Raw genomic sequence first — 23729 nt, 5'->3', positions numbered from 1 at the left:
AACATGCTTCTATCCTAATAGCCTTATTTTCTGCTGCTTAAATTCATCTTCCGTTATAAGATTATCTCGCAACAATGAGGAAAGTTTTAATAATTCATCGGCAACTGAAATTTGATTAGCGTTAGGCTGCTTTTCCGTTTCATCCACTTGCTTAATTAAAAAACTCAACATAGCATGCCAATGCGTAATTTCATTATCAACGGATTTGAACATTATATTGTCTTTAGTAATGCCCTTTGGGAAATTCTCAAACGTAATGCGATGGAATGGTTTTGACATATTATTAACAACGATAAGAAGTTGAACTTTCTTGATTAGATCAAAAGTGGTTCTTGAAGCGCTTAGGCCACCAATAATAGCTCCAGTATTTCCAGCCATAGATCTGCCAAGCAAAGCTCTGCCAATGATGTCCGTTCGTGAGGAAGAGGTTTCTGTAAAACTGTCATGAAGAATGGTTGACTGTAAAATATCTTTATAGAAGAAAATCTCGCATTTGTAATTGTATTCATTTTTGCTTAATAAAGGCTCAGTATTAGTCTCCTGATTATAAATGATACATATTTTTTTATTTGTTTCATCCAATGCAATATAGCTTTCTTTATCAACCGACATAAATTCTTGTGAAAGTTTAAAATCTTTTATACCTGGCACCATATCTTTAATTTGTTTTTCAAGATTTATCGATAATTGATAATAATTTTTGCTTTTCCGATTAGCGGCAGTAAGTGTGAATAATATAAAACCTGAAAATCCAATTAGCATGATGGTTTCATGACGCGCAAACAAACCAATAATACCGACAAGCAAAAATACTGCCAAAAAAAATACAGATGGATTTCTATACATCGTTTCTCCCCTATCAAAAATGAACGCAAATGGTTGGATTTAATCATTCGTTTACTTATTAGGAATATCGTACCATGAAAATCTTCAATTTGTCATAACAATCTTCTCTCCATTTTCTCCTGCCAAACGCTTAAAGATGGTTTATACTAAAAACAACAGAAAAAATCGAATTCGAGGTGAAAGAGAATGGCATATATGGTCCCAGAGGTTATCCGGACGAGTGCGACTGCTGGGGAGCGGTTATTGTTTCGTACGCTGAAGGATTATCTGCCGAGCGATTATGCGGTTTATTTTGAACCGGAAATTGGGGGGAATCGCCCTGGCTTCGTAATCATAGGCCCAGATCTGGGATTGGTCGTTCTTGAAGTGAAGGACTATACGAGGTCTGCTCTATTCGAGGTTGATCGTGACGAGTGGCGTTTGCATGCATCTGGAGGTCAGATCGAAGCTGTAATGAACCCTTATCAAGAAGCAAGGGAGAGCTTGCGGCAGGTGGCGGGCGAGCTAAGAAATGATGACAGCCTCATTGAACAGAAAGGCAAATTTCAAGGACAGCTCAAATTTCCGAACGGCTTCGGAACGGCTTTTACACGGCTGAAGCAGAAGGATTTTATAGAAAATGGTTTGTACGATGTTATTGCAGAGCAATTTGTGCTTTGCCGCGACGAGATTGACCCTGAGGATGCTGGATTTACAGCCGATTCCCTCATTGAGAAGATCCATGGCATGTTTACGGCACGCAAGCGCAGCAGCTACATTTTATCGCAAGAGGAGATCAGGCAGATTCGTAATCACCTCATACCTGAGGCGCGGATCAGCGCGGAATTTCTGCAGCCTACAAATCAGAAGCAGCAGGAGCAGTTCGTCCTGTCGCATCACAATATTAAGGGTATGGATCTGCATCAGGAAAATATGGCAGAACAGCTTGGTGATCGCCATCGGCTTATCCGCGGCGTGGCGGGGAGCGGGAAGACGCTTGTCCTCGCCAGCCGAGCCAAACATTTGGCCAATCATCATCCAGACTGGAAGATTCTAGTCCTCTGCAGCAGCATCGCCTTGTCCCGAAGTCTTCGGCAAATGATTGACCGGAAGATGGAGGAACCGGAGGATTTGCTTGATTGGATTAGACTAGCGGAGCAAAAGGAAGGCAAGCCTCGCGACCAAAACGTCGAGGTCTATAATTTTCATGAGTGGCTGCGAGCAGTGCTGAACGTGAGAGATACGGATGTCGCTAAGCTTATTGGCAAGCTGGAGAAGAAGGAAGCTATTTTACCTACCTATGAAGCAATCCTTATTGATGAGGGTCAGGATTTTCAGCCAGAATGGCTTAAGCTTCTAAGTTATTTGCTTAATCCAGCGACACAAAATTTGCTGCTGGTTGAGGACCGGGCACAATCGTTCTTTAAACGGAAATCGAGCTTGCTGCAGGACACGGGGCTTGATTTTCGCGGACGTTCACGCATTCTCTCCGTTAATTATCGCAACACGGCTCAAATCGCGCAGTTTGCTTGGGATTTCTATCAACGGCATTCTCTGTTTCAGAACAAGGTTCAGTACGGAGTGTCGAAAGGGGTAGAAATTATACCTCCTCAGAGTACACGGAGAAGCGGGCCTGAGCCAATGTTGGAGCGTCGCGGGAGCTTTCAGGAAGAGATGAAGACTGTCATTGAACAAATGCGATCCTTGCATGACCATCATAAGATTGCTTATTCAGAGATGGTCATCTTATATCGAGTGAAAGACAATTACTACTCCTCCTTCACGGATATGATCAAGAGGGCGCTTAAGGGGCAAGGGTTACCCGTATATTGGATCACAGAAAATACTGATTTGAACCAGGAATCAGACATAGCCGGCGATGCGATTAACGTATCGGACATTGACAGTGTGAAGGGGCTCGATTTCCGAGCGGTCTTCATCGTAAATGCCGAGAACATGCCGTTCTCATTGGAAGAAGTGGAGGAGCGGGAAGTATCGCTGTTTTATATTGCAATGACACGCGCATTGGACTGGCTGCACATCTCCTACAGCGGGGATTCCAAGTTTACGCTTTATTTGGACGAAGTGCAGCAGCAGCGGCTGAAGCAGGAGCATGCTATAAAGAAGATGGGATGAAGCGAAAGGCTAATTCCATGCTAATGAAAGGCTGTCCGATAACGCATCGGACAGCCTTTTTTTGCTGTCGAGAGCTTGAAGAGGGTTGGCTGAGGCTTCACAAGGAATTTGAAGAACTTTGTCGAATGATAGACGAATCGAAAAAAAGGGAGGCATTGTCATGGACACAAGACAATGGATGTCAATATTGCTGTGCTTCGCGACCGCAGTAATGCTGTTCGTGGCGTTCCTCTCCTACCGGAACCGTCATATGCAGATGGCGAGGACCATGATTTATATGATGACAACGGCGTCTTTTTACGCACTCGGGTACACCTTTGAGATTTTTAGCGACAGCTTAAGCGGTGTGAAGTTTTCTCTACAGATCGAGTACATCGGTATTCCCTTTGTCTCTGCATTTTGGCTGCTGCTCGTTATCCAGTTCACAGGACTTGCGCCACGCTACCGGAAGCGGCTTGCGATCTTGCTATTTATCGTCCCAACAGCGACTTTCCTCCTTCATCTCACTAACGATTGGCATCATCTTATTTACAAAGAATACGTCCTGAACGCAATCAAGACGGTTCCCTTGTACAATACGGTGAAGGGTCCATGGTATTCCGTACATGCGATCTACAATTATACAATTCTGCTTCTCGGTATTCTTTTGTTTATACCCATGTATTTGCGCGCATTGCCAATCGTGAGGACACAGATCGTCGTCCTTATTTTGGGCGCGGCCGCTCCTATGCTGTTCAATATCGCCTATATGTTCAGCAAAGTTATCGATTTCACACCACTCGGCTTCGCTGTATCGGGCGTTGTTTATGCTTGGGGCATTTTCCGGTTTAGGCTGCTTCGTTTAACACCTCTTGCATATGCCAAAATGTTCGATACCATACGCGACGGTGTTGTCCTGCTCGATTATGAGGATCAGATTGTGAACCACAATCGCGCGGCAGAAGAAGTGTTTCCTGAGCTTGCCTCGGCAAAAAGTTTTCCTGCTCTCATCAGGGACTTGCTGCCAGACTGCCCTGAGCTGCTCGAGCGAATTGCCGCAACGGAATTCCGAGATGATCGGTTTTCGCTTCAGCGCTTGCAAGGCGATCGGCAAAGGTATTATATTTGCAGCTTGGATTATATTTATGATACAGGTGTGACCCCTATTGGAAAAATGTTGATGCTCAGCGATATTACGGAGCTGAAGGAGAACGAGGAGAGGCTGCGCGAGAAGTCTGAACGTTTGTCTCGGCTGAATGCCTTCAAGGATAAGCTGTTCACTGTAATGGCTCACGATATCCGTGATCCGATCGCTCTTCTTGTCAGCTTGACTGAGCTGCTGGGCGATGAGCCGAGCGACACCGACATCGCGAATGCTGAAGTGTTTCAAGAGATTAGGAGGCAAGTTCGCGGTACCTATCATCTCGTTGATAATTTGCTCGATTGGTATCGCAGTCAGAATGGGGAAGTGGCGTTTCGGCCGCTCACGTGGAATTTGCAGCAGGTCGTTCGCCAAGCCATCTCGTTAGCCGGAGCAAGGGCTGGCATGAAGAACATCAGTATCACAGAGCATATCGACGAGAGGCTGACAGTGAATGCAGATAAAGAAATGCTCGATCTCATTTTCCGGAATTTGCTTTCAAATGCGATTAAGTACACGGACATTGGCGGGGAAATTGCGATAAATGCATCTATCGATCGGGACCAGGTGACGGTGACTGTACGCGATAATGGGAGCGGGATAGACGAGGAGACAGCACAGCTGCTGCATCATGATGAACTGTTTTTCAAGGAGCCCGGATTTGCCAGTGGAGAAGATGGTGGAGAGATGAGGTTTGGTCTTGTATTGACCCGAGAATTTCTTCGCATGCATGGCGGCAGTCTTAGGTTCGATAGCTTGCCTGGCGTAGGCACAACATTTTTGTTTACGTTGTCCGGCTCATCTAGTCGCGGCGGCACGATTGAAAGGGAAGGAACGGCGGTGATAGCTGATGAAAGTTATATTGATTGACGATGAGCCCGTCATGCACTTAATCATGCGGAAGATGCTTGTGAAATATGCTGAGCTTCAGGTGACGGGAACGTTTTTGAATACGGATGCTGCGGCTGCCTTTCTGAGCGAAAATCCCGACGTCGAGCTGGCGTTCGTGGATATCTCTATGCCGGGTGATAGTGGACTTACATTCGCCGCAAGGCTGGACGAAGCAGGCTGTAAGACACAAATCGTGTTCGTCACCTCGCATAAGGATTATGCGCTAGAAGCTTATGAGTTGTCCGTGCTTGATTATTTGGTGAAGCCGGTGACTCAGGAGCGGCTGGAGCGGACGATTAACCGGGCACTGGAGAGCAGGAAAATCGTTCAACCGCTGCAGCAAGCAGATACTGCGATTCGGGGTATGAGCCGTGTTAGCATTGCCACGCTGGGCGACTTTTTTGTACGCAATGAATCAGGACGTGTAAAGTGGATTTCCAGCAAGAGTGCTGAGCTCTTTGCTTACTTGCTGCTGAATCGAGGCAGACGAATTTCCCGCTCCCGTCTGGTTGCAGATATATTCGCCGGTATGGCGAGCATGAATGCCGAAAAATATTTAAATACAACCGTGTACCAGCTGCGTAAATCATTGGAGCCGATAGGGCTCCGGGAAGCTATTCGTTCTGAGAATGACGGTTATGCGCTGGAACTGGACGATGCAGTTATTGACTACGTGGAGTTCGAGCGTCAAACGGAAAATCTGGGAAGTATCGACGCGGGCAACGTGGAAGAAGCACTTATCGTTGAAAGGCTTTATACGGGTGATTTGTTCGGCAGCAAAGCTTACGTATGGGCAATTCATGAGACGGATCGGCTGTCAGAGCGGTATGCTTCTTTTGTCAAAAATGCAGCAGAGACGCTGCTCACCCTGTCGAACACGGCTGCTGCGTCGAAGCTTCTTCTGAAGCTGCATGCCCGCAATCCATTGGAAGAATCGGTCGTCGGACTGCTGATGAAGAAGCATGGACAAGAAGGGGATAAGAAGGGTCTGACCGCTCAATACACGGACTACGTGAGGCTTCTCAAGAGGGAACTGGGCATTCGTCCATCCCAAGACCTGCTTTTGTTATATGATTCTCTCGTCAGCGGACTATCCGAAGGCGGCAAATAAATATTTTAAAAAGGTTGCAAAAACCGCGAAGCCTTGATGCTGCGCGGTTTTTGTCGTTTTACGCGAAAATCTTTTATTATTCTTTCATCGCAGCCTATTAGACTTGAGCTTAAGTGCTGTTAACGTTGCCGAACTTGGGCTCTATCAAATACAGAGTAAGCTCTCAAGCCAATTGGCAGAGATGGAAGGGGAAATCATTGTGAGGAAACGAAAAGTTAGAATGTTAAGGAGCCTGCTGCTCAAGTGGATGATGATCACTAGCTTAGTTGTCGGTCTTGTGGCTCCCGGCATAGGCAATGCGAGCGGACAAGCCTTTGCGGCATCTGCAATTCCGGCTAAAGTGCCCGCCGCATTCACAGATCTAGCGGGCCACTGGGCGGAGAAGACCGTCAAGGAGTGGGCAGGTCAAGGTTTAATCGAGGGATTCCAGGACGGAACCTTCAGGCCGAATCAAGCCTTAAGCCGGATTGAATACGTAACGCTGGTCAACCGGCTATTCGCTTTCAAAGGGGCGGGGACTAAGCAGTTCATGGACGTCGCTCCGACCGCTTGGTATGCAGTGCAAGTGCAAGCAGCCGCGGAAGCAGGGTACATCGAAGGCTATGGCAATGGAACATTTCGGCCAGAGCAGAAGCTAAGCCGAGTAGAAGCAGCTGTTGTGCTTTCGCGCCTTGTGCCGGTAATTGGCAAAGACGGGGAGAGCCTGCTCAGCGAGTTTAAGGATCAGGCGAGCATTCCGGGTTACGGACGCGATGCATTGGAAGCCATTGTTGAAGCGGGCTACATTAGCGGGCTTGCGGACGGCACGCTTCGGCCGGTTCAGCCGATGACAAGGGCGGAAGCCGTTATGATGCTCGATAGAGTGCTGAAGAAATCAACTAGGTCAGAAAATGGAATAACCGTTAGCGCAAAGATTCTTGAAACAGGCGGCACATGGGGCAAGGCGCAAGGGAACTTTGAAGTCGCCGGCGACTTGACCATTCAGGCTCCAGGCACAACTCTTCGCAATGTGACGATTAAGGGAAATCTCATCATTGGGAAGGAAGTCGGCGAAGGAGATGTATTCCTAAAAGGTGTGAAGGTACTTGGCAGCACGTTTGTAAAAGGTGGCGGGCAGCACAGCATACACATTGATGATTCGCAGCTAGCAACTGTCGTCGTCGACAAAGCAGATGGACGAGTTAGGGTTATTGTCGGTGGAACAACGATTATAAGACAGTTGGATGTACAATCGGAGGCAAATATTGAATCTCCGTTATCGGAAGGCAGCGGGATAGAGGGAATTACGATCTCCTCTTCCGGCGAAGTTATTTTGTCCGGCAAGTTTAAGCAAGTCGAGGTTAAGAGCGATGTGCAGTTAACCATTGCTTCTGGATCGGTAGAGAAATTAATCGTTAGTGAGCAGGTTAAGACATCAACCATTTCACTTTCGGAAGGCGTCAACGTTAGCAGCATGGAACTGCATGGACCAGCGAATGTGAAAGGCAAAGGAACGATTGAGAAAGCAATTGTCGATTCTCTGGGCGTTGTTTTTGAGAAGGAGCCTGCTCAAAAAGAAGTAACCGAGAAAGGTGGCCTAATTGGAGGTGGAGCATCCGGAGGAACTGGTTCGCCGGGCGGGCCAACGAGCCCGACCGATACTCCTAAACCAACCGATACACCCAAACCAACAGAAACGCCAAGACCAACGGATCCGGTTGATGTAACAGTAACCGCGACTGCGGGTCAAGCAGGAGTGACGGGATTCAGACTCGCGTTCAGCTCGCCAGTACCGGGGCTCGCCGCAACACATCTGACACTGAAAAACGCTGCGAACGGAAACATTACCATTGCATCAGTGGCTACGCTTAACGGAGGCAGCTCTTACTTTATTACAGCCGCTCTCACGGAGGGCGAGTCTTATAAGCTGACGATAGCTAAGGCTGGGTTTCAGTTTGGATCTGAGATTCTATTTCAAGTTCCGATGACTGAGCAGCCTGCCATTTCGGTTGCAGCGTCCGTATATGGAATCAGCAACGCGGGATTCTCATTGCTGCTGAGTCCGTCAGTTGTTGGATTGACACAAGCTGAATTTACACTTAAGCACGGCAGCGAAAGCATCGCATTAGGTTCCGTAACGGAGGGTATGGGCGGCAGCGCTTATGATTTATCAGCGTCACTTGCCGAGGGTGAAACGTATTCGCTTACGGTTGCCAAGGAAGGGTATCATTTTGGCAACGCGGTATCGATATTCGTGCCGATTACTGATCCAGAGGTTGTATCAGTAGTCGCCTCAATATCCGACGTAAGTACAGCTGGCTTTACAATGAAGCTGGATACTCCTGTCGCGGGGCTGACAGAGGATCATTTGTCATTAGCCTTAAATGATCTGGGCACTGAGATTGGAGTGTCGGAGATTACTACTGATGATGACGGTAGAACTTATGCTGTCAAAGCGGAAATGGCCGAAGGCGAGACATACTCACTAATAATTAGGAAAGCCGGATACAGCTTTGGCGCGGCTCTTATCGTTGCGGTTGCTTCTTCCAGCACCATCCCTGTCCATGCGTCGGTTAGCCGCATCTCGACATCCGGCTTTATGCTGGAGCTCGATCGTACCGTCCCAGCTATCGATGCTCTAAGCTTTATTTTAAAGAATGCTGCTGGAGCGGACATAGGCATTAATATGTTAAGCGCGGTATCTATCGGCAAAGAGTATGAAGTGTATTCCTCCCTAACGAAAGGCGAGACGTATACCTTATTGCTCAATAAAGAAGGTTATGCTTTTGGCAGCGAAATTGTCTTAAAGGTAGAACCTTCCCCAATTCTATCAAGTGTAGAGTGGGTCAATCGTCAAGGCTTTCAGTTGAATTTCCCAAACGACAAGGTCGATTTGGCTAAGGCCTTGATCACAATAGAGGATGGAAACGGCAAATCGCTTGCTGTCACTTCTGTCCAAACGAACGCGGATGGGCATTCGGCTATCCTATCAACCGATTTAATGGCTGCTGGGAGCTATCGGTATAGAATTGATGTGGATGATGACCGCTATACGATCGGTACGCTTATCGTTCCAGAGAAGATAGCCGTATCGAAACAAACGACGTTTGAACCATCCAATGCAGGGATTATCGTTCACTTCAGCATACCAGTCCCAGGGTTAACAGCAGCTGCGTTTTCCCTAGCGAATACAAACGGTGATCAAATTGCAATAGACAGTGTATCGACTCTGGATAATGGCAGCATTTATTTCGTTAATTCGGCGGCCATGCAGTATCAACCCTTAACACTAAAAATAAGCAGTGAGGGTTATGACTTCGGAAACAGTGTAAACGTTGTTCGGACAACGATTAACCCATGGTATATAGGCGTTGGTCCGAATAATGTCATGGTTGGGCTTAACCCGAATATAGCAGGTTTGACCGCAAATGATTTCAAGGTCATGGATGCGCTCGGGAATGCGGCAGCCATAACGAATGTCGTGTGGGATCCTCAGCAAAGATTTTATGTTGTCTCTTATAACGGTTTGAGAGGAAAACCATATTTTATTAGCGTTGTACGTGAGGGCTTCGACTTTGGTTTACCGAAATCGGTTACGCTCGCGGAGAAGAATACAATAACTGATATTTCCTATACAGGATTCACCTTTGTTCTTAATCCTCCTGCTTCTATTGATACGGTCAACGGCTTTGTTCTCAAGCGGGCCGACGGAAGCAGCATAAAACTCCGCTCTGCAGTGACAAGCGACGGCGGTTGGAGTTACCGGATTGCTGCTGATCTGACTCCTGGTGATTACGTACTGAAGGTCAGTGCGACAATGGATCAGACGATTTATAACGTTCATGTTCCGGTCGTTACAACCATTTCGGCGGATCAGATAGTCGATACGGGACTTCGGGTTAAGCTTAGCTATGCCATTGCAGGGTTATTGCCCGGTCAGTTTCTTCTGACTCGCAAGAGTACAGGAGAGCGGGTAACGGTACAAGACGCTGTGACAATGGATGGCGGTCTTACCTACAGGCTGAAGGCTGACTTGCTTGGCGGCAGCTATAACCTGAGTCTTCCTGGTCATCTTCCATCGCAGGGGATCGACTTTGAAGCCGGAGAAACAATCAACGCGGGGAAAGCGACCATTAGCAAAGTAGCCATGAATGGCTTTGATCTGACATTTGAACAAGCGGTTCCTGGATTACTGCCTACTCATATTCAACTGACAGATAATCAGGGCAATGGGGTTAGCGGACTGGTGCTGACAACCGCCAATGGAGGATTATCCTACCGTGTCAGTGCAAACCTGATCAGTGGTCGCGACTATACGGTTTCCTTCCGCAAGGATTACGTGAAGTTTGACGGGCCGGCGACGTTTTACGTCAATCAATTGGTCACCGGGGTTATTACTGACGTCTCCAAAGACGGGGCAGTAGCTGTTACTTTCTCTACTCCTCTAAGGCAAATAGAGTACGGACAGGGTCTTGCGGTGAAAGATGAACAAGGCAAACGTTATCACCCAAAAACGCTCGTCATGTCTGCCGATGGAATGAGCTTCGAGATGTCTTTTGGCGGTACGTTTGCTTTGACACGCGGACAAACATACGCCTTTGATATTGAGGTGGATGGTTATTCGTTCAGCCACCTGACCTTTACCGTGCCTTCCGAAGCAACCGTTGCCGGATTTTCTGCTTCGGGTGTTACCGTACATTTTGACATTCCAGTTATCGGACTTGGGAAGAAAAATTTCGTCATTCGGGGAGCTCAAGGGGAAACGATAAACGTAGCTTCGGCGAACACAACGGATTTCGGAAGCAGCTATGTATTGGAAGCAGCGCTGATTCCTAGTAAATCGTATATCGTTCTGGTAAAGCCGGATTTGACTTATCAACGTTACGAGCCAGTATCCTTTGTGTTTACCAAGCTCATTACCGCTTCTGTATCCGAGATGAAGAAGGATAGCTTCAAACTAAGCTTTAGCGAAAAAGTTGCTGATTTGAAGCCAGCCGACATTATTTTGCGAAAACCAGACGGTCAGCAAATGCCGTACACGGAATACTCTTTATCAACAAAAGATCAGGGTTTAACTTATATGGTGGCGATTAAGGCCATGACTGGTGCAAAATATTCGCTTGAGCTGAACCGAAGTGAATTTACGCTGGCGTCGCCGATTTCGGTGGACATTCCGGTAACAGGCTCACTTCAATTGAGAGGTACGACAGCAACGAAGATTTATGTCGATGTCTACCCGCTTATTTCAGATTTGACTGGGGACAACTTTAAGCTGACAGACAGCAAAGGTCGGCCGATCGGATTTACGCTTCATTACGAAGGAGGCGCATCCTATTCTCTCATTGGCAATTTTAATGTATCCGAGACATATAGCCTGGTCATCACTTATCCGGGATATGACTTTGGAAACCCGCTGATCGTTGGGCTGAAGGTTCGTGCCGATGCGATACTGTTACGCCAGTCGCAGCAGGGATTCACCATCTATTTCTTCCCGTCGATTCCGAATCTTCAAGCCGCAGACGTGAAGGTTAAAGACAATAACGGAAATACAGTCGCTATCGAATCCATCCAGACGAGTGATGACGGAGCAAGCTATACTATTACGGTTCCTTTAAAAGGAGGAATTACCTATACCGCTAGTGTAGAGAAAGAGGGCTACATGTTCTCTACGCTCGACAAGATTACACTGAACTCGAGGTCCATTTCGGCCGTGCAAGCAACGGCTTCGAGAGTCACGTTGCATTTTAAGGAACAAACGATGTTAAATACTTCGGATATTCATATAGTGGATGAGAACGGGGTAAACGTTGCGATTCGCACAAACGTGTCAAACGACGGAGGTTATTCGTATGAGCTAGGCGTCGCAATCGTTCCTGATAAGGTCTATTCGGTGTTCATCTCAAAAATGGGCTACGACTATGGTGATCCGCTAGCTTTCTCCATTCGCTCTGTAGGCGTTCGTTTTGGCGGGATGATTAGCGGGAACAATCAAGCTTTTATATTGCATTTAGATCAGCCAGTTCCTCATTTGCGAATAAGTGACTTCCAGCTTAAACGTGTGGAGGGCGGTACAAAGGCAATTACCTCCGCAACCACGAGTGATGGGGGTAATAGCTACCTAATTGAAGCAGAGTTTTGGGGAGCGGAGCAGTACACAATCACCGCTGCCAAAGCCGGGTATGATTTCGGAAGCGGAGTTGTGGTTAACGTTCCAATCATTGCAAATGCTGCAGTGCTAAGTTCAGGCGCTTCGGAAATTGTCATTGGTCTTAGCCCTGCTGTACCGGATTTGGATGTAAGCCATGTGGCTATCACAGACGAGGAGGGCAATCGGCTTACTGCAGCTTCAGTCATTACGGAGGATAGCGGACTAACATATCGGATTAAAGCCTCTTATAAAGGAGGCAAAACTTACTCTTTTGCGCTAAGCAAGAGCGGGTATGATTTTGGACAAGCGTTGTCGGCTTTGCTGCCAAGCGCGATTTCGGTGACGGTGGAAGGCGCTGCCGAGTCGGGACTTGTCGTCTCTGTTGCACCGGGACTAAGCGGACTGTCTGCGAGCAGCTTCGCGCTAAAGGATGCCGAGGGCAAATCGGTAATTATAAAAGCTGCAACAACAAATAACGGTGGAAGAACGTACACATTATCCGCAGCGCTTGAAGGCGGGAAAACATACAAACTGATCATAACAGCAGCAGGATATGATTTTGGAGCGGCATTGAACGCTTTTGTGCCCGTACCAGTAAATCCAACTCTATCAAGTGTCAGTAAGGATGGGTTTAACGTGTTGCTTGATTCTGCTGTTCCAGGCTTGCGTGCAAGTGACTTTAGCTTGCGTAATGGCCAAGGCGCTGCGATTGACATAACCTCTATTACAGCCGAGAACGCTGGTATCGAATATGCGGTGCATGCCACACTCGAAGAGGGAGCGGCTTACAGTCTGACATTAACGAAGAGCGGCTACGCATTCAGCAGCGGACTTCCGGTTCTTGTTCCAGCTGCACCTATACCGGAGGCGCAGCTGCCGATTCGTATGACAGCAAGCCATATTACAACTAACGGCTTCACATTGGAAGTAAGCAAAGCAGTCCGTAATATGGATCGCACATGGCTTACACTGCTTGATGACCAGGGGCGAGGAATTGGATTCCAGCTTGTAAATCCGAACGGGAACAACCCAGATGCGCCAGATGCAGGACGAATCTACAACATCATTACTCCGCTGTCAGCAGGTGTGAATTACAAGCTGATTGCTCAAATACCGGATCGTGTGGTGGAAGGACCGCTGGATGTTTATGTTCCGATGACGGAATATCCGAAAAGTTTAGCTGCGACTAGAAACGGCTTGACGATCACTTTCGTTGGAGCGGGTCCAAAAGATCTGCAGCCGGAAGATGTGAAGCTCTTGTCTAAAGATGGGACAGAGGTCACAGTCACTGGAGTGACAGCGGGTGCAGAGACAGGGTCGTTTTTAATTAAAGCGAATGTGGTTGAAGGGCAAACGTACACCGCAGCTTTTAGCAAGCAAGGCTATATCTTTGCTGGGCAGGAAAAATTAAATGCCGCTTATGTGCCGATTGTTATCTCTGTATCGCTTGTAAGAGTGAATGAAAATGGATTTAATCTGCTTCTTAGTGCTCCGATAGAAAATTTGAATATCGAAATGCACAATGGCAGCGCAGTCTGGTATCGCCCAACCTCTGTTTCAACGCCGGACTTTGGGCAAACCTACTTTATTAATGAATATATCGGATACAATAAGGAGTTTAAGCTTCGTCTGAGCAAGGACGGGCATGACTTTGGAGGGGATACGATCATCAGCAACGTGAGCACACCTCCCGAGCTGATCGATGCAGTGTCGAGTGAAAACGGAAAAGCCATTACCCTGACCTTTGATATGCCGCTGGCTGCTGTTAATTCGGGGTCAACGTTTTCTGTGAAAATTAACAACCAATGGCAAAGCGGGGTTATGACTAGACTGACCTCCGATGCTACGAAAATCGAGTTGACTTGGAGCAGCAGCGGAGCGGTTATCAGTTCCACTTCGACGATAGCCGTCGCTTATAGCGGCATCAACCGGGTCAAAGCAGTTAATCAGACGTATTTGGCCACTTTTGGAGAATTCCAGGTAGCTAATGTCGCTACGCTGGAAGGTTTCCTGCAAAGCCATTCCACCCAGTACGATGCTGTTTACCCTGTGCATGTACTGCGGGTTGATTATGGCAAGACTGCGTTAGAGTCATTAAGACTGCTCCGGCAAGCTGGTTTTACCCCAGCGAACTACGCAAAAGCGGTCAAAAAAGAATATGGTTTGGATTGGAGTGCGTTCATCCGCCTATTATACGAAATAGATACAGATGCGCCTACCTTGTTCCAGGCTTTAAGCGCGTCTGGCTATATTTCCAACTATGTCAATCTGATACCGGATTTTGTGACAGCTGGCTATGAAGCTGAAGACATTGCACTGCCGCTTCGTAATCTTGGCTATCAGCCTCGAGATATAATGGCGTCGTTTAAGCTAACGGGGGTAACAGCCGCTGCAGCAGCCTATGTTCTGCGTTATACGTATGCAGAGATTGGCGGCAACGCAGCAGCGGCATTGAAGCTAGGCAAGTACAGTATTAGCGAGATTAGAGATGCTGTTCAATCCGTTTACGGCTTAACGAACGAGAGCACCATCGAAGCTTTGGCTGCTGCGAAATTCACGGCAGCAGAATCCGCAGTTGTCATAAAAGAGGCTTATGCCGCATCTAGCGTAGATAATGCGAAACTGCTTGGCAGTGCTGGTTATCCTGATAACAATATAGGAATTGCGCTGCGAGATCTGTATTCGTTCAGCGACGTCAACGAGGCTGTTCTGACTTACTTGGGAGCAGGCATTGAGACTGGACAAGCTTACGTTATCTTAAAAAGCACCTTCGATAAGCAACAAACAGCTTCAGCTATGCTAACGGCAGGTGTTGCTGCTGCCCAGGTCGCCAAGGGTATTCAAGCCTCCGGGGATGGTGCAACCGTCATCGTTGGCGCAATGAAGAGCGGATCGTATGAGATCGGTGATATCGCCAGCGCCGTACTCGGCGCATGGGGTTCCGAAGCGGCTGGCCTAAGTGAGGCTATGAGAGGGTTTACGGATCATGGTTATGACATGGAAAGCAAGGCGCAATTGCTTCGAGAAAGCTTCGGGGCTGATATCGCAACGACCATCAGCGTGCTGTATCCGGGGGTGAAGGGCGACCAAAGAAAGACGATGCTGTTGTCATTAATCCGCGCTGGTTATGAGCCTGCGGAACTTACGGCTTATATTCTAAATAATCGAGTGGCCAGCAGCCGTTCGGAAGCTCTGACGCTGCTGAGGCAGTCGGGTATGTCTACCGCGCAGGGATTAAGCACAATTCGAAATGCCGTCATTCTCGGAGGCGCGTCCTTCACGATGGAGGATGCGGTGGAAGTTATCTTCCGCAGCTATGACCGCTTCGAAGCTGGAGATGTATTACATGCGCTTCGAACAACTTTTGCAAGTGATGAAACGGTAAGTATGGATGCCACTACTCTGGCCCGTTCGCTCACAAGCATCAAAAGCTGGGAGAAGTTAGCCATCGGCCAAGCTCTAAAGGCTCAGTTAGGCTTGACGCTGCAGCAGTGGGTAGAGCTTGAAAGGACTAATGCATTCGATTATTTTAAATGTCCTTGCAGTGTATCAACGGTTGTAAAGGACTCGCAGTATCTGTTCCCTGGTACGTCAATACAGGAAGCGACAGTGGCGATGAGCCTCTCTAGCTTCTATACGCTGGATGACATTATTGAAGGAACAATTAATCTTTACCCTACTGGCGGAGTTCGTGCGAAAGGATTGCCGTATTTGACCGCAGCGCTAAAAGACTCGGGGTATAAATTTGCGGAAATTGCACAGGCATTTGAAGTGCGGGGCTGGACGGAATGGATTGGTGCTTTCAGCAAACAAGGCATAGCCGCTAGTGAGGTTGCTGCCTATCTGAACCAACGGACCGAACCGCTGACGATAGGGCAAGTCATCACACGCCTTGCTCCATACTCGGTAAGGGATATTGCATTAGTGCTTAGAACGGAATACGGCTTGCCATCGTCAGAGGCGTCTGCGCTTCTACTTGCCAGCTATTCGTCAGAGGAAGTAGGTACTGCCATCGCTGCTGCTTATGGCGGAGACCCTATGACGATTTGGATCAAAGTGCTGAAGGAGCAAGGCGCAACGGCCATTTCTGTCATTAATACGCTGGGTGCGCTGTATCCGTCTTATTTTGACTCAGGCAAGGTTGGGCCGGCACTGATTAAGGGTGGATATTCGAAAGAAGAAGTAATGGAAGGACTTCTCATCCACACCCGAAGAATGGGTAATATGAAATCGACCATAGCGATTCTGCAGTCTTTGTACGGACAAGAGCAAGTGACGATTGCTGGTCTGCTTGACGCTTCGTCCAGCAAAGAGCCTAAGGATGGTATTGCATTTCTTAGAATGAGCGGTTATTCCTTATCCGTTGTTGCTCACAGCCTGAAAGATTATTATCAGCTTACCTCCAGCGAAGCTTCATATTTGCTGGCAAAAGAATATCCTAACGACATCGACGATATTCTGCTTGGCCTTGCATCCTTATATGGTCAAGGACTTGATGAAACAGTTGCAGGCGCGTTGGAGCAGCAAGGCATCACGACCTTTGATGATGCGGTTAATTATCTATACGTCACAGGTTTCCCGATGAAAGATATCGTGAGCGTTGGCAAAAACCATTTTGGCCAATCGCCTGGGGTAATCGCGCTCCGCTTGTCAGCGGTATACTTGTCGTCAAGCAATGTGCTTATTCAGGCAGTAGCTTCAGCTTTTAATCAATCCGTTGAGTTAACGATGTATCAGCGGCAGGCAGCAGAAGGATCAGTATCCTTTGCCAGTGGAATTGAACTTGCTTATAAGGCTCAATTCAGCTTAGTTTCGATCGTGAAGATGGCAAAGGATGGTTATGCTATTTCATCAGGTGCAGCTCTTCAAGCACTGCTGGATACTGGTCGGTATCGCCAGAGCGACGTGCTTTCTGCTATATCGAATGTTTACGGCAGCTCACAAAACGCAAGCATTGTTGATTCTTTAGAGGCTCAGCACCTGGTGACATTAAAGGATGCAATACCTTATCTGACAAAGATGAGATTCAGCCTCCGGGATATGATTCAGGTAGGGAAAGATTATTACAAGCTCGATTCCTCTAAAGTGGTACAAGCCTTAATGGATGGTGCAGTCGATGAGGAGAGTCGGATTTTGGCGGAAGTTTCTGCTGTTTACGGTTTAGCGTTAGAGCAGGTTACGATTCAAGCCATGATCGATCTGGGCATCGGAAAGTTGGCGGATGCGATTCCACAGCTTAAGCTCAGCTACAGCTTGCGGGATATTATCCGAATTGCCAAGGATTATTACCATATGACAGCAGGTGAGACACTAGCCATTCTCTCCGAAACAAATGGATATTCATTTAATGAGCTAGTAGCAACTGTATTTGAAGTTTACGGAAAACCGATCGAGGAAAGCTTATCCAGTCTGCTTAAGAAGAGCAGAATCAATACGCTGGAGGAGGCTGTTCCGCTCCTGAGAGGCATGGGCTATACGCTCCATGATATTGTGGGCGCAGCTAAGGATTATTTTGGATTTGCAGCAGACAAAACGTTAACGGTTCTAACCGCTCTCCAAGTGGACAACGAAAAGGTTATTGAAGTAACGGTAGCTGCCGTTTATGGGCAGTCATCAGAGTCTACGGCGCTGCAGTATCTAGAAGAAGGGGGAATCACGGACGCAGCAGCGGCCATTCCTTACTTGTGGAATTCAGGCGTTCCGATGATAGATATCGTACGCGTGGTTAAAGGCTTTTACGGCAAGACAGCCGGCGAAACCGCAGCATTGCTAATTGGCAGTGAGCTGTTCGAGCTGAACGTCATTCTGAGCAGCGTAAATGCAGTGTACGGACAAGCGGTGAACGGCGCTTTAATCGAAGTGATCAAAGCAGGTGGAGCAACATCAGCTGAAGCTATGGCGGATCAGCTCTTGCATGCAGGCTACCGCATGGAGGACATCGTTAAGGCGAGCAAGGAGCAATATGGCAAGACGAGAGAAGAGGCGCTTGCGATTCTTCAGGGACTTGCCGTTTATCAAGAAGCAGCCATTCAATCAACGCTTAATAAAGTGTACGGAGAGGCTTTTGCTCCGGTGAGCATTATCAAGGATGTACTTAAGCTCAAAGGTGTTGCGACGCCACAAGGAGCGATTGTGTTCTTGCGGGATGCCGGCTATGAGATTAAGGAAATTGTTCAGTATCTTAGGTTTGACTATAAACTCGACTCAGGTGCAGTTACAGAGTTGCTCTCTCCCTATTATCCGGGGGAGGTAATTGGACTTGCTATAGTGGGTGTTTATTACACCAACACAAACCTAAGGGTATTGGAAGATATTTTCCCGGCAACCACTGCATTTGTACCACTCAATGTTGTGCGGTTTATGAAAGCCAAATTCACTGTCGCCGATATCGTACTCGCTATGAAGCTGTTATTTCAAATGGATGCAGCCACGATAATGGAAACTATTCCGGAAACTTTGATTCCGCAGGATCAGGTTCGGATGGCCGCAGGTGAAGTATTCGGCGGCAATCCGCTAATTGCTTACCTCGCCCGTATGAAGTCGAAAGGAACGGACGCCGCCGGGATTGCTACCGAGCTTGAACGGCAAAACCTGCTTGGTCCTGATCGTTCCGGATATTTGATCGACACGTTATTGACGCTTGGTTTTGATCGAGCCAGCATTATCCGTGCTTTCTATATGTTCTTCAACGCTGGCAGAGGGACGGCAACAACAATCGAGGAGCAATCGGCGCTGTTCGTCAAGCTGGGGTATTCGAAAGCGGGAGACATCATTGACGTTCTGAGGCAGAATGGGTACGTAAACAGTACCAGCTATGCATATCGCGTATTCACAACCGTCAAGATGACTTTATCGAGCGTTTCTATGGTCGATATTGCGAAGGAAATGAAAAATCGCGGTTATGACGGTAGAGAGATTTTGAACACGCTGAATCGGTATGACGCGCGAGAAGATTCGATCTTTACGCTTCTAAAGGAGTATGGTTATAACGCAGAAGAGGCGCTGCGGTACATGAAAGAACGGACGCTCGAAAATAAACTATATTGGCTGCATAAAAACGGATACGCTGTCGGTGAATACTTAAGATACACCTTCAATTGGGATAACGACACGATTTCTATTTTGAGGCAGTTGGGCATACCTTCCACTGACCTCTCGAAGGCTTTGCACAGCAGTGGCTACAGTCTTTATTCTATTTCCAAGTTCTTGTACGACGGAGGATTCAAGGAAATTGCTGAGCTTACTAGAGCGCTGCTGGCGGTAAATGCCCACGTACAATGGGTTCCTTACAATCTGCTTGAGCTGGGTCACTGGTCGCTTAAGGAGATAGCTAAAGGGATGCTTGACTCTGGGCTGATCACTCTCGTAGAGCTTAGCGATGCCATACGGATGGCTAACAACAACAACTTGGATGAGACGTATCTGATTATTAAGGAAATATCGACACGTGAGCAGCAAGCTTTTTACGATGATCTGTCCAGTGCGGAACGCATGCTGCTCAGCAATAATGAAATTGCCATTATCGTTACATTGACGACTCTTCGGGGCGACAGAGTAAGGATAGGTGAGGCGACTAAGCTAATGCGAAATACAGAGAGAGTGGACTATAAGGACTCCGTCATTATGACAGCTCTTTCTGGATATAACGTCCTCGATGCTCTTGATGCGGTATGGGATGTTTATCGCTTTGAAATTGGTGTCGCTATTCTTAAGACGATGATCGGTCAGACTTGTACGAAGGTACTAACGGAATTCAAGGATTACTACAGGCTGGGAAATCTGGTTTACAAGATCGTATCAAGAGTGATGAAATAATTTATTCAACCACTGAAGCAGAATTTCGCTATTGCTAGAAGCACCCTGTCAAAGCCATTACTCATGATGGCTTGATAGGGTGTTTTTTATTATGATTTAGTTTCGCAGCTAACTTAATTTATTCTACTCCGGGATTGTTTGTTTTCCTGTAGTTGACATAATGTATCCTTCACTTTAAATTGAATATAAATACATTATAATGTATAAATATTCACAAGAGGTGAAATCATGACTCATTTATTATCACTAAGAGAGTACGACACTGACACCATTCACTCCATCATCAGGCAAGGAATCGAGATAAAGAACAGCCCAGAACGCTATTACCATGCTGCAGAGCGTAAAGGTCTTCTTATGCTTTTTCAGAAAACTTCTACTCGTACGAATCTATCGTTTCAATCCGGGATTAACCAAATGGGCGGATACTCAGTCGTTATGGATTGGGATTCCAGCAACTTCAGCATTTCCCCTATCCAGTATGAAGCGCAGTATGCATCAAGAAATTGTGATGTGATTATGGCGAGATTAAAGAAACATTCCGATGTGCTCGAATTAGCCAAGTACTCCAAGGTTCCTGTCATTAATGGCTGCTGCGACAAATACCATCCTTGCCAAGCGCTAGCGGACTTGATGACAATCTATGAAGTCGCTGGTCATTTTGAGGGAATAACGCTTACGTATGTCGGAATTCATAACAATGTAGCCAATTCGTTGGTCGCAGGCTGTATGGCGGTTGGCATCAAGCTGTTGCTGGTTACTCCGATTATTAACGAGCCCTCATGGGATAAGGAGCTTATGCAAAAGGCTTTTCAAAGTGGATTTGTTGAAAAGGTTGTTGATTTGCCTAGTGCGGCAGCTAGATCTGATTTTGTATATACTGACACTTGGATTGATATGGAGTTTTATGACGAGAGTCATTACCAGGATGAGAAAAATCGAAGAATGGAGCAGATGCTTCCTTTTCAATTGAACAAAAGCAATCTTGCTGGTCACTCACCCTACTTAATGCATGATATGCCTATTCATCCCGGTTTTGAGATAGAGGAGGAGTTAGTGGAATCGGAGCGTTCCATCATTTATCAGCAGGCTGAGAACAGGATGCATGTTCAAAAAGCGTTGCTTATGTATTTGCTTAAATAAAGTTATCAAAAAAGCTCATCCACGCATAATAAGCGTAGTTGAGCTTTTGATTGTTTTTTTGGGATGTTCTCAAAATGAACCATGAGCAGCTATGATCTCTCTGACCTGTGTCATTGTATCATTAAAGCGGGTGTCATCATGGTTCCATATGACCACATCAGCATGCTGCATATACTCGCTCTTTAGTTCAATTTCCTCCGCGCGTTGCACCCTTTTGGAGATTTCCTCAGGAATTCCGCCTCTTATTGCCAATCTTCTCTTAATGGATTCAACATCCGCACCTACATAGATCGCAATCACATGATCATAACGCTTCTTTAAAGCGAGTACGCCAGCAAGGTCCATTACAATATGGGCATTCCTATTTTGATCGAATACTTCTTCAATGCTGGATTTTAGTGTGCCGTAATAATGCTCGTTGTATCGTGTCCATTCAATAAAGGCATCTGTACGAATGTGATTTTCAAACTGGCTCGTTTCCATAAAAATGTAATGAATCCCGTCTGACTCATTCGGCCTCGGGAGTCTGGTTGTTGAAGTAATAATCTTTTGAAAGCCGCTAAGGGTCAGCTCTTTCTGTATTTCGGATTTACCTGAAGCGGAAGGGCCATAAAATGCGAATATTTTCCCCAAACGAAAGCTCTCCTTTATGAATTGTTCATCGATCTCTTCTATTAAAGACCATATATTGTTAAAATGTTTCTAAATGACAAGGAGCTGGGAGCGAGCCTATGATTCTCTATAAACATTCTTCAAATTCATTTTATAATGATACGGATATTCAGAGGCATATTAATATAGAAAATGCGAAGCAAAGAGTTTCAGTTCGGGATGATTTTGAACGTGATTTTGGCAGAATCATTCATTCAGCAGCGTTCCGTCGCTTACAGTCCAAGACGCAAGTCATTGGAATCAGCGAAGGAGATTTTCACCGAACAAGGCTTACACATTCCCTTGAAGTATCTCAAATTGCAAGAGGAATTGCCACAACCTTAAATGAAAAAAACAATATTTTTAAAGAGACGGAAAGTAAAATAGATATTTCTCTTATTGAGGCAGCTGCTTTAGCTCATGATTTGGGACACCCGCCATTCGGGCACCAAGGCGAACGTGCATTGAATAAATGCATGAGTGCATTCGAGCTTAACTTTGAGGGGAATGCGCATACGTTCAGGCTTTTGACGAATACGAATAGCGATGGGGACGTGGAAGCGGGGCTTGATTTAACAAGAGCTGTTTTATTGTCCATTTTGAAATATCCAGCCAGCATGAAGCAAGTTAATAATCCTGAGATTACGGGAAAACCGCCTAAATGCAGTGTTTTTGAAGAGGACGAGCATATATTTCAGTGGGTGATTGAGAGCTTTTCGCCTGAAGAGAAGGCCTACTTCATGCAAGTTTCCGACTTGCAGGCTGGTAAGCATAAGAAGACTTTAAATAAAACGTTTGAATGCTCCATTATTGAGCTTGCAGACGATATTGCTTACGCAACCTATGATTTAGAGGATGCCTTTAAGCTTAATATGATCAAAATAGATGATCTATATGAGGTAGCAAATAAGCATAAGCATATTTCATCCGCTAGAATTGCGGAGTCTTTACGGGTTTTTATGGAGAACAGCGGGGAGCGGCATAAACAGACGAAGCGTTTTTTCGCTGATTTGGTTTCTGGATTCATACATGAGATTACGGTTGTTGAGACCCAGCCTGCATTCTCCTCCAGCCGGTTGCGCTATAAGGCAGTAATTACTGAGGATGCTATGGAGCTGCTGGAGGATTTGAAGAAGCTGGTCGAAACGCATGTAATCTTCTCACAGAAGGTTCAAACCTTTGAATGGCGCGGCGGCAAAATAATTGAAAAGCTCTTCGATGCGATGTTCAATGATCCAAACCTGCTTCCAGAAGATAAAAAGCTAAGCTGGCATGCAGCTGATGATCGGATGAATGCAAGATTGGTTTGCGATTACATTGCTGGAATGACAGATACCTATGCATTAAAAATGTATTCTCGTTTATATGAAGCTGCTGGAGGCAGGTTGTTTGATATTTAAGTTTGAATAGTTATAAGCAGACGACCAATTTGTTCTTATCTATTAAGTGCTAGGCTACAACAGCTGTACGCAAGCACATTCGTCTAATGAAGGGATGTGCTTGTATGGTATGAATAAAGGCACATTCTAATAGAAGAAGAGCAAGACTATAGAACATAAATCTCGCAATATTTAAAGTTTATAAACTATTTTCAAAAAAACACTTGCATTACTAGATGAGTACATGGTATATTCTATTTCTGGCCGAGAGACACACGCGGACAGCAAGCAAAACAAGCATAACAAACGAAAGAATAGATTGCTCTTTGAAAACTGAACAACGAGTAATAACTGCCCTTACGATTCTAACGAATCGTGAGAAAAGCGATAAAAAAGTAATGAGCAAGTCAAACACATGAAGCTTTTCTCTTCGACATCGCGTCGAAGCGAAAACTTCCATTTGGAGAGTTTGATCCTGGCTCAGGACGAACGCTGGCGGCGTGCCTAATACATGCAAGTCGAGCGGAGTTGATG

At 46.4% G+C, this 23729-nt stretch carries 8 protein-coding genes and 1 rRNA gene; 7 read left to right on the top strand and 2 right to left on the bottom strand.

Annotated elements, in window-relative coordinates; genetic code table 11:
* Nucleotides 1-9 precede the first annotated feature (9 nt).
* Nucleotides 10-846 (bottom strand): SHOCT domain-containing protein, encoded by an 837-nt coding sequence (locus BK120_RS31710; RefSeq protein ID WP_076271466.1) that lies wholly within the window; start codon nucleotides 844-846, stop codon nucleotides 10-12.
* 186 nt (nucleotides 847-1032) lie between these two features.
* Between BK120_RS31710 and BK120_RS31705 the strand changes: the two genes are divergently transcribed.
* From BK120_RS31705 to BK120_RS31685, 5 genes are all read left to right on the top strand, one after another.
* A complete protein-coding gene (locus BK120_RS31705; RefSeq protein WP_076271465.1) occupies nucleotides 1033-2961 on the top strand; it encodes a 3'-5' exonuclease in 1929 nt (642 codons plus the stop codon).
* Between the two features lie 160 nt (nucleotides 2962-3121).
* Nucleotides 3122-4951 carry a sensor histidine kinase gene (locus tag BK120_RS31700; protein ID WP_076271464.1) on the top strand — a complete coding sequence of 610 codons (1830 nt, stop codon included), beginning with the start codon at nucleotides 3122-3124 and terminating at the stop codon, nucleotides 4949-4951.
* On the top strand, nucleotides 4932-6083 hold the full coding sequence (locus tag BK120_RS31695; RefSeq protein ID WP_076271463.1) for a response regulator: 1152 nt from the start codon (nucleotides 4932-4934) through the stop codon (nucleotides 6081-6083). The genes BK120_RS31700 and BK120_RS31695 overlap by 20 nt, the downstream gene beginning before the upstream one ends.
* Nucleotides 6084-6282: 199 nt before the next feature.
* Nucleotides 6283-20025 carry an S-layer homology domain-containing protein gene (locus tag BK120_RS31690; protein ID WP_179089940.1) on the top strand — a complete coding sequence of 4581 codons (13743 nt, stop codon included), beginning with the start codon at nucleotides 6283-6285 and terminating at the stop codon, nucleotides 20023-20025.
* Nucleotides 20026-20253: 228 nt separating this feature from the next.
* A complete protein-coding gene (locus BK120_RS31685) occupies nucleotides 20254-21165 on the top strand; it encodes a Rossmann-fold NAD(P)-binding domain-containing protein (protein WP_076271461.1) in 912 nt (303 codons plus the stop codon).
* Nucleotides 21166-21234: 69 nt separating this feature from the next.
* On the opposite strand, the gene BK120_RS31680 is transcribed toward BK120_RS31685, so the two are convergent.
* Nucleotides 21235-21798 carry a guanylate kinase gene (locus BK120_RS31680; protein ID WP_076271460.1) on the bottom strand — a complete coding sequence of 188 codons (564 nt, stop codon included), beginning with the start codon at nucleotides 21796-21798 and terminating at the stop codon, nucleotides 21235-21237.
* A gap of 98 nt (nucleotides 21799-21896) precedes the next feature.
* Between BK120_RS31680 and BK120_RS31675 the strand changes: the two genes are divergently transcribed.
* Entirely contained in the window at nucleotides 21897-23216 is a 1320-nt protein-coding gene (locus tag BK120_RS31675; RefSeq protein WP_083682674.1) for an anti-phage deoxyguanosine triphosphatase, read from the top strand.
* A gap of 436 nt (nucleotides 23217-23652) precedes the next feature.
* Nucleotides 23653-23729: ribosomal RNA gene (locus BK120_RS31670) — 16S ribosomal RNA — on the top strand; the annotation flags it as partial.

Source organism: Paenibacillus sp. FSL A5-0031 (genome assembly GCF_001956295.1).
GTDB lineage: Bacteria > Bacillota > Bacilli > Paenibacillales > Paenibacillaceae > Pristimantibacillus.
This window is presented reverse-complemented; position numbering and strand designations above follow the sequence as displayed.

Bases quoted from the DNA above. Each gene is read 5' to 3' on its own strand.
- BK120_RS31695 (WP_076271463.1), top strand. From the start codon at position 4,932: ATGAAAGTTATATTGATTGACGATGAGCCCGTCATGCACTTAATCATG.
- BK120_RS31685 (WP_076271461.1), top strand. From the start codon at position 20,254: ATGACTCATTTATTATCACTAAGAGAGTACGACACTGACACCATTCAC.
- BK120_RS31710 (WP_076271466.1), bottom strand. From the start codon at position 846: ATGTATAGAAATCCATCTGTATTTTTTTTGGCAGTATTTTTGCTTGTC.
- BK120_RS31705 (WP_076271465.1), top strand. From the start codon at position 1,033: ATGGCATATATGGTCCCAGAGGTTATCCGGACGAGTGCGACTGCTGGG.
- BK120_RS31700 (WP_076271464.1), top strand. From the start codon at position 3,122: ATGGACACAAGACAATGGATGTCAATATTGCTGTGCTTCGCGACCGCA.
- BK120_RS31675 (WP_083682674.1), top strand. From the start codon at position 21,897: ATGATTCTCTATAAACATTCTTCAAATTCATTTTATAATGATACGGAT.